The sequence below is a fragment of the Frankia sp. AgKG'84/4 genome, assembly GCF_023242965.2.
Taxonomy (GTDB): Bacteria; Actinomycetota; Actinomycetes; order Frankiales; family Frankiaceae; genus Frankia.
This window is the reverse complement of the sequence record NZ_JALKFU020000262.1, coordinates 1-7,102: the sequence shown is the minus strand read 5'-3', so window position 1 is coordinate 7,102 and position 7,102 is coordinate 1. Positions and strand designations below refer to the sequence as shown.

The 7,102-nt window shown below is 71.7% G+C and carries 8 protein-coding genes; 2 read left to right on the top strand and 6 right to left on the bottom strand.

All coding sequences use genetic code 11. The annotated features are described in order from the left end of the window. Window positions 1-555: class F sortase (locus MXD58_RS16260; protein WP_374616203.1), on the top strand; the 555-nt coding region annotated here is incomplete at its 5' end. Window positions 556-684: 129 nt separating this feature from the next. Here the strand turns inward: MXD58_RS16260 and vanX are convergent. The 3 genes from vanX to MXD58_RS16245 are packed head-to-tail and all read right to left on the bottom strand — an operon-like array spanning window position 685 to window position 3,404. After that, complete coding sequence (gene vanX / locus MXD58_RS16255; RefSeq protein WP_248840767.1) at window positions 685-1,335, bottom strand: D-Ala-D-Ala dipeptidase VanX; 651 nt, start codon at window positions 1,333-1,335, stop codon at window positions 685-687. Then, complete coding sequence (gene vanA, locus MXD58_RS16250; RefSeq protein WP_248840766.1) at window positions 1,325-2,371, bottom strand: D-alanine--(R)-lactate ligase; 1,047 nt, start codon at window positions 2,369-2,371, stop codon at window positions 1,325-1,327. The genes vanX and vanA overlap by 11 nt, the downstream gene beginning before the upstream one ends. After that, on the bottom strand, window positions 2,364-3,404 hold the full coding sequence (locus MXD58_RS16245) for an NAD(P)-dependent oxidoreductase (RefSeq protein ID WP_284678447.1): 1,041 nt from the start codon (window positions 3,402-3,404) through the stop codon (window positions 2,364-2,366). Before MXD58_RS16245 ends, vanA begins: the two co-directional genes overlap by 8 nt. A 228-nt stretch (window positions 3,405-3,632) precedes the next feature. Here MXD58_RS16245 and MXD58_RS16240 point away from each other — a divergent pair, with 228 nt between their 5' ends. After that, window positions 3,633-3,914 carry a hypothetical protein gene (locus MXD58_RS16240; protein WP_248840764.1) on the top strand — a complete coding sequence of 94 codons (282 nt, stop codon included), beginning with the start codon at window positions 3,633-3,635 and terminating at the stop codon, window positions 3,912-3,914. A gap of 115 nt (window positions 3,915-4,029) precedes the next feature. On the opposite strand, the gene MXD58_RS16235 is transcribed toward MXD58_RS16240, so the two are convergent. The 3 genes from MXD58_RS16235 to MXD58_RS16225 form a co-directional block, all read right to left on the bottom strand. Further along, complete coding sequence (locus tag MXD58_RS16235) at window positions 4,030-5,169, bottom strand: COX15/CtaA family protein (protein ID WP_248840763.1); 1,140 nt, start codon at window positions 5,167-5,169, stop codon at window positions 4,030-4,032. Window positions 5,170-5,332: 163 nt separating this feature from the next. Continuing rightward, entirely contained in the window at window positions 5,333-6,166 is an 834-nt protein-coding gene (locus MXD58_RS16230) for an ABC transporter permease (RefSeq protein ID WP_374616200.1), read from the bottom strand. Continuing rightward, the gene (locus MXD58_RS16225) at window positions 6,163-7,086 is read right to left on the bottom strand and encodes an ABC transporter ATP-binding protein (protein ID WP_250609488.1); all 924 of its coding nucleotides are present in this window, start codon (window positions 7,084-7,086) and stop codon (window positions 6,163-6,165) included. The genes MXD58_RS16230 and MXD58_RS16225 overlap by 4 nt, the downstream gene beginning before the upstream one ends. Window positions 7,087-7,102: the final 16 nt, after the last annotated feature.

Here is a 7,102-nt window from a genome sequence, read left to right as displayed (position 1 = left end):
GTCGATCCGAGCCGGCGCGTGACGCGGTCGGCCGGGGCGGGCGCGGCCGGCGGTCTGGTGGCGGGCGGTCTGGTGGCGGGCGGTGTGGTGGCGGGCGGGTCGGCGGTGGGCAGCGCGGCGGACCCGGTGCGGCTGCGGGCGCCGGACATCGCCGTGACCGCGCCCGTCGTCCCGCTGGCACTGGACGCGGCGGGAACGCTGATCCCCCCGGCCGGATTCACCGAGGTCGGCTGGAACGAGGCGGGCCCGGAGCCGGGCGACGACGGCGTGGCTGTGATCGCCGGGCATGTCGACTCGACGACCGGCCCCGCGGTCTTCTACCGGCTGCGCGGTCTGCGCGCGGGCGCACAGGTGCTCGTCGACCGCGCGGACGGCACGACCGTGACCTTCGTCGTCGACAGGCTGGCCGAGTACCCGAAGACCGAGTTTCCGGATGAGGAGGTCTACCACTCGGGCAGCGGCGCGCAGCTCCGCCTGATCACCTGTGGGGGCGCCTTCAACCACGGGACCGGCCACTACATCGACAACGTCGTGGTCTTCGCCCACGTCGTCTGACGCGGGCGAAACCCGCCGGTGCCGGGGGCTCGGCGTCCCGGTGAAGCCACCCGGCGCGTCTTCGCGGGTGGGAGGCCGGGCCGCCGACTGGTGGTTCTGGCCCGACCCCCCGGACCGGGTCCGGGGGGTCTACGCCGTCAGTGCACGTTCAGTGCCCTCGGGGCGACCCGGGCCGGCGATGGGGAAATCGAAATACGTGTCCGGAAAGGGTTCGTCCGCGAGCGTGTAGTGCCACCACTCGAGGTCGTAGGACCTGAATCCGCAGGCCGTCATGACCGAGCAGAGGGACTGACGGTTCTCCGCCTCGGTCCGCGTGATGCCAGGTGCGCCGTGATGGGAGACCGTGTCCATCAGGTCGTGGTGCCCGCCCATCGGGGCAAGCTCGCCCGACGCCAGGTGGTAAAGCGTCAGGTCAATGGCGCTGCCGCGGCTGTGGCTCGACCTGGCGGCCACATAGCCGCGACTGAACATGTCGACCCTGTCGATGTTCGGATAGTGCCGCTGCTTCGTCCGGCCGTCCTCCGGCTGCCGGGCCCAGCGCAGAAAGCAGTCCACGGCGCGCTGCGGGCGGTAGCAGTCCCAGAGAAGCAGGCCGAAGCCACGGGACGCGGCCTCCTCCCGCGCGTCCTCCAGGGCCGCGCACAGAGCTTTCGTGGCGACGATCCGGTTGACCAGGTAGCCGTCCACCGGCCGGCCGGTGAAGTTGTCCCAGGTGGCGTATTTGGCGTCCCAGCGCAGGCCCGCCGAGAACTCGTCCACAAAGACGAAGTCATCGTTCATCTGTTTGTCCTGACAGCGCCTGCGATACCAGCCGGTCGAGCACCTCGCCGAGCGGCAGCCCGGCGGCCGCCATCATTCTCGGGTAACGGCTGTAGGAGGTCAGGCCCGGCAGGGTGTTGACCTCGTTGAGGACGACCTCGCCGTCCTCCTTCAGGAACATGTCCACGCGGGACAGTCCCCGGCACCCCAGGGCACGGTAGATCGCCTTCGCGGTCTCCTGGACGAGCGCCCGCGACTGTGCCGAGATGTCGGCGGGAACGATGAACGTCGAGTTTTCGGAGCCCTGCTCCGGCGTACTCTCCTGGTGAATGCGGAAGAACCCGTGTGAGAGGGCGACCCGATCGACCTCGCCGGCGGTCAGTTCCGCACCGTTTCCCAGCAGGGCGCAGCCGATCTCGCTGCCCACGACAGCCTCCTCGACCAACACCTTCGTGTCGAACTGCCGAGCCGCCTCCACCGCGCCCGGCAACTCCTCCGCGCACGTTACCTTGCTGACGCCGAAGGACGAACCCGAACGGGCCGGCTTCACGAACACGGGATAGGTGAGGCCGGTGGGATCCACGGTCTCGCCCGCCGTGACGGTCCAGAAGTTCGGGGTGGCGATTCCCGCGGCGCGGGCGACGACGTAGGCGAGGGACTTGTCCATGCACAGGGCGGAGCTCTGCACGTCACAACCCACGTAGGGGATGCCGGAAAGTTCCAGCAGGCCCTGCATCGCACCGCCTTCGCCAAGCCGGCCGTGCAGCACGGGCAGCACCAGGTCCAGGTGGACTGTTTCGTACCCGCCCTGCGCCTGGACGAGAAGGCCGTGGACGCTTTCGTCCGGCGAGAGCACCGCCGGCGTGCACCCGCCGTCCTCCCAGTCCGCGGCGGGGCCGTCGCAGAGCTGCCAGGAGCCGCTCTTCGTGATCCCGATGTAGAACGGTTCGTACTTTTCGGTGTCGAGGCTCTTCGCAACCTCCTGCGCGGACTTGACGGAGACGCCGTGTTCTTCGGAGCGGCCTCCGAACACAATCCCGATCCTGATCCTAGCCATGCTGGCCACCTTCAAATCTCAGACAGTTAATGATTGAGTTCTCAACGATGTCCCGCATGGCGTGGTCTGTATAGTAGGCCGCGTGCGGACTGACAATGACGTTCGGTAGCTCCTGTAGGCGCAGCAGAGCTTTGTTCCGGATGGTCTCGCCGCTGTTGTCGACGTAGAAGACGCCTTCCTCTCCTTCGATGACGTCCAGCGCCGCGCCGCCCAGTCCGCCGCCCTCCAGCTCCGAGACGAGGGCCTCGGTGTCCAGCAGTGGACCGCGTCCGGTGTTGACGATGAACGCGCCGCGCCGCATCTGTCCGAGGCGTCGGCTATCCAGGAGATGATAGGTGTCCGCGGCGAGCGGGGTGTGGAGCGTCACGATGTCGCTCCGCGCCAGCAGCTCGTCGAGGGGAACATGGTCGGCGAACGCCCGGGGATTTCTGTCGCATGCCAGTATGTGGCAGCCAAAGCCCCGTAGTCGGTCTATGACGGCGGCGCCGATGCGCCCGGTTCCCACCACCCCGACGGTCAGGTCGCGCAGCTCCTTCCCGCGCACCTCGTTCAGTCGATAGTCGTGGGCGTGGGCCCGGATGACCGTGGATCTCGCGTTTCGCAGCAGCATCAGCATCAGCATCAGCGTGTAGTCGGCCACGCTGTCGGGTGAGTAGGCGACATTCCCCACGGAAATTCCGACGCTCGCCGCCTCGTCCACGTCGATATGGTTGCAGCCGATGCTCCTCGTGGAGATGTACGTCACACCGACCCGGCTGAGGGCGAGAAGTGTGGAACGAGGGATCTGGGTCCGGTGGTCGACACTGATGCACCGGTTCCCGGCCGCCAGTCCGACGTTGGCTTCGGACACCGCCGCCGCGGTGATGACCGGCGTGACGCCAAGGCGTGGCGCCGTCTCCCGGAAGAATGCCGCTTCGTCCTGCGCGCAGCCGTAGACCGTGATGCCCGTTGTCGCCGGGGCGACAGGGGAGGGCGTCACGGTGGGCGACCCGCCGCGGCGGGTGACAGTCCGTGCTGGTTCGCTGCAGGTCATGACTCCAGCCAAGACGGCGTGATGTATCGGCACGTGTGGGGTTTTCGAGATGCCGACGATATAACCGGGCCGGTAAAGACCGCGGAGGTGGCCCACCAGGGATCAGCCTCCGCCCGCGTCCACCCCCAACTCCTCCACCCCTGCCTCTTCGGCCCGTGCCGCCCCGCCAACGGCCCGATCGGCTGGCGGTCGCCGCGCGTCGACGGCCGCCGCCGCGGGGCCCGGGGGGTGATTCCGCTCGCCCTGAGCGAGATCGCCACCGTCGTCGGCGGAACGCTCCTGGGTGACGGTACCGTGACGGCGACAGCACCGACCGTGCGCGACGGCCGCCAGGCCAGGCGGGGTGGTCTTTTCGTGGCTTTCGCCGGCGAGCACGTCGACGGCCACGACCCGCCACCCAGGCCGGCCGGCCTGGGTGGCGGTGAGCATGCCCGGCTCCCGGCGCCGGGGCAGGACCAGCGCCAGGGAACTGGTGGCGACCGTGCTCCGCAGCGCCGAGCCCGTTGGTGAGCGAGCCGATCGTGGCGGACGCCTGGGCCGTCGATGCCTCCGGCGGGACCCACCTCGACAAGGTCGCGCTATACCGACAAACTGGACGCAAAGCCGTACGGCGGAACCGGGTGACCTACACCCGCTGGCCGGCCGGACGGCCGGTCGTCTCGTCCTTGCTCTTCCGCGGTCGACGTCGGGCGGACTGCGCGGCCGGGACGGGCTGTGCGGCCGGGGCGGACTGCGCGGCCGGGACGGGCTGCGCGGCCGTCAAGTGCTGTGCGACCGGGGTGGACGAGGTGGTCGCGGCCGGCCGCGTGATCGGGGTCGGCTGGGCGAGCGGGGTGTCGCCCTCGATCGCGGGGCGGGTGGCCATCGCGAGCCACAGGCCCAGCGCCACGACCCACAGGACGGTGGCGCCGGTCATGTGCAGGGCGACGAGGCCGGACGGGATGCCGAGGAAGTACTGGGCGAATCCGATGGCGGCCTGCGCGATGATGACGGCGAGCAGGACGAGGGAGCCGCGGCGGGCGGCCGGCGGCGCCGCGCTGACCCGCACCGCGAAGACCATCGCGGCGACGAGGCCGGTGAGCAGCATCGCGCCGTCGGCGTGCAGCTGCGCGACGGTGGCGATGTCGAAGCCGAACCGCGCGACGTGGGTGGCATCGCCGCTGTGCGGGCCGGTCCCGGTGACGACCGTGCCGAGGACGAGCACCGCCGCCGAGGTGAGGACCAGGAGTCGGGCGAGCCACCGCAGCGGGGGAGCGACGGCCGGTGTGGCCGGCCCCGCGCCCTGGCGGGCCCGGCGGTCGAGCGCGACCGCGTTCCACAGCAGCACCATCGAGAGCAGGAAGTGTGCGGCCACGGTCGCCGGGTGCAGCTTCGTCAGCACGGTGATGCCGCCGAGGACCGCCTGGCCGAGATAGCCGATCCACAGTCCGAATGACAGCCGCGTGAGGTCCCGCCGCCGCCCGCCGCGCAGCCCCAGCGCCATCAGCGGCGTGATCAGCACGACGACGCCGACGACGAGGCCGACGACCCGGTTGCCGAACTCGATCACGCCGTGCAGGGCGTACTCGGAGTGCGGGGTGAACGAGCCGTCGCCGCACTGGGGCCAGGTGGGGCAGCCCAGGCCGGAGCCGGTCAGGCGCACCGCCCCGCCGCTGACCACGATCAGGGACAGCAGGACCACGTTGAGGGCGGTGACGAGCTGGAACGCGCGGCGGCCGACGAGCGGCAATCTCCGACGCGCTGTAGAAGCTGGCACGGAAGTCATAGTAACGTCCCCCGCGCCCGGCTCCGGCGCCCGCGCGCCCGCTCGGGCCGGGCCTCTGATCACACCGCGTGCCGCGCCGGACCCGCGGCCGCCCCGGTCGGCGTCCTTCCCACCGGCGTCCTTCCCACCGACGTCACTCCCACCGACGTCACTCCCACCGACGTCACTCCCACCGGAAGGTGCGCGCCGCCAGCGCCAGGCTCGCGACCGCCCACACGGCGAGCACGATCAGCGGGCGCGCGCCGGGCCCGGAACCGTCGGCGAGGACGTGGCGCAGGCCGTCGGACAGCGCCGCCGTCGGCAGCCCCTGGGCGATCGTCCGCAGCCAGCCGGGCAGTTCCGACAGGGGGAAGACGACCCCGCCGATCAGCAGCAACAGCAGGTAGACGCCGTTGGCGGCGGCGAGGGTCGCCTCGGCGCGCAGGGTGCCGGCCATGAGCAGGCCGAGCCCGGAGAACGCCGCCGTGCCGAGCACGACCAGCGCCAGCACCGCGGGCACGGCCCCCGGGCCGCCGGCGGGGTCCCAACCGAGGGCGAATCCGACGGCGACCAGCAGGACCAGCTGGACGACCTCCACGGCGAGCACCGCCGCGGTCTTGCCGGCGAGCAGGATCGAGCGCGGCAGCGGCGTCGCGCCCAGGCGCTTGAGCACGCCGTAGGAGCGTTCGAACCCGGTCGCGATCGCCTGGCCGGTGAACGCGGTCGACATCACCGCGAGCGCGAGCACCCCCGGGACGAGGAAGTCGACCGACTTCTGCGAGCCGCTGGGCAGCACGTCGACCGCGGTGAAGAACGCCAGCAGACCCACCGGAATGATCATGGTGAGCAGCACGGACTCGCCGCGGCGCAGGGTGAGGACGAGCTCGAGGCGGGTCTGGGCGGCGAACATTCGCGCGCGGCCCGCCGCACCGGGCGCCGGGCGCAGATCGAGCAGCCCGCTCCCGGCCGGTCCGCGGCGGCCCGCTGCGGTGGTTCGGGGGGCGTCGGCGGTGGTCACGGGTGCAGCTCCGTTCCGGTCAGCTCCACGAAGACGTCCTCGAGCGTGCGCTGTTCGACCCGGAGGTCCTCGGCGAGCACGCCGTTACCGGCGCACCAGGCGGTGACGGCGGCGAGCAGCTGCGGGTCGACGGTGCCCTGGACGAGATAGTGCCCGGCGGGCCCCTCCTGGGCGGTGGTGCCGTCGGGCAGGGCGAGCAGCAGCTTGCCGAGCTCCAGCCCGACCGGCGCGCGGAAGCGGAGCTGGCCCTCGGCGCCGCCGCGGGTCAGCTCCGCGGGCGAGCCGACCGCGACGACCCGGCCGTGGTTGATGATGATTACCTGGTCGGCGAGGCGCTCGGCCTCGTCCATCGCGTGGGTGGTGAGCACGACGGTGACGCCGGCGGAGCGCAGCTCCTCGATCAGTTCCCAGGTCGTGCGGCGCCCGGCGACGTCGAGACCGGCCGTCGGCTCGTCGAGGAAGACCAGCTCCGGGCGGCCGACGATGGCCATCGCGAGCGACAGGCGCTGCTGCTGGCCGCCGGAGAGCCGGCGGAACGGGGTGCCGGCGCAGTCGGTGAGCCCGAGCCGGTCGAGCAGCACACCGGGGTCGAGCGGCTCGCGGTGGTGGGCCGCGACCAGGCGCAGCATCTCCCCGGCGCGGGCACCCGGGTACATCCCGCCGGACTGCAGCATCACCCCGACCCGGGGCCGCAGGGCAACCGCGTCTGCGATCGGGTCGAGACCGAGGACGCGCACCTCACCGGCGTCGGCCCGGCGGAACCCCTCGCAGATCTCCACCGTGGTGGTCTTGCCGGCGCCGTTCGGCCCGAGCAGCGCCGTCACCGAGCCGACGGGAACACCCAGCGACAGGTTGTCGACAGCGCGAAACGGCCCGCGTGCCGTGGCGGCCGGCACCGCGGGGGACGGCGGCGGCGCCACCGCGGTCTCCTTCGCG